The sequence below is a fragment of the Vibrio sp. 10N.222.46.A1 genome (genome assembly GCF_041473595.1).
Classification (GTDB): domain Bacteria; phylum Pseudomonadota; class Gammaproteobacteria; order Enterobacterales; family Vibrionaceae; genus Vibrio; species Vibrio tasmaniensis_A.
The window spans coordinates 1-834 of record NZ_JBFRSN010001525.1; the positions used below are offsets into that span (position 1 = coordinate 1).

The window sequence follows — 834 nt, forward strand, 5'->3', positions numbered from 1 at the left end:
AACGGCGAACAACATGTGGTTGGCGGTCGTGAATTTCCAATTTCTGACCAAGGCGGCGGCGCAGTGATGGGCCTTCGTTTAATTCAGCAAGTCCTACTCGCTGAAGATGGTATTCGCAGTAAAACCCCATTAACTCAACATGTTATGAATCAATTTAATAATGATGTGGATGCGATTGTGGCGTGGTCAAAAGGCGCGATTCCAAAGGATTACGGTCAATTCTCACCCGTCATTTTTCAACTGGCAAATGAAGGCGATGAACTGGCTATAGAGATGCTTAAGCAGACTGCAGCCGATATCGAAATGTTTGTATTAGCGCTGCATCGAAAAGGCGCTGACAAGGTGTGCTTAATGGGAAGTATCGCTGAGCGTATTCTCAACTGGCTATCACCACCAGTACAACAATGGATCGTTAAACCTCAATTTGACGCTATCGAAGGCGCATTGATGTTTGCCGGCAAGTCACAACACAACTTGTATCAACAGGCTTAGCAGGGAAGTTATATGAATTATCGCATCGACTTAGCTGTTCTTTCTGAACAAAAAAATAACTGCCGATTTGGCCTTACGGTACATAATTTAAGTGACCTCGACGTAAAAGATTGGTCTCTGCATTTTGCATTTGACCGATTCATCCTTCCTGAGAGTCTATCGCAAGGTGAACTGACTCAAGTTGGAAGCTATTGCACGTTCAAACCAAGTGCGCCCGTGTTAAAGGCCAATAACCATTACTACCTTGAATTCAGTATTCAAAGCGCCCCATTCCGCTTCTATTCTGATGGCCTTAATGATGCCTTTATCCAATCACATCATGATGGAGAAACATCGGTACTG

Annotated in this window: 1 protein-coding gene and 1 pseudogene; both read left to right on the forward strand. The window is 44.1% G+C overall.

Annotated elements, in window-relative coordinates:
- On the forward strand, positions 1-492 hold a 492-nt coding region (locus AB4496_RS27850), incomplete at its 5' end, for a BadF/BadG/BcrA/BcrD ATPase family protein (protein ID WP_372133255.1).
- Between the two features lie 12 nt (positions 493-504).
- Positions 505-834 (forward strand): annotated as a pseudogene (locus tag AB4496_RS27855) (beta-hexosaminidase); the annotation flags it as partial.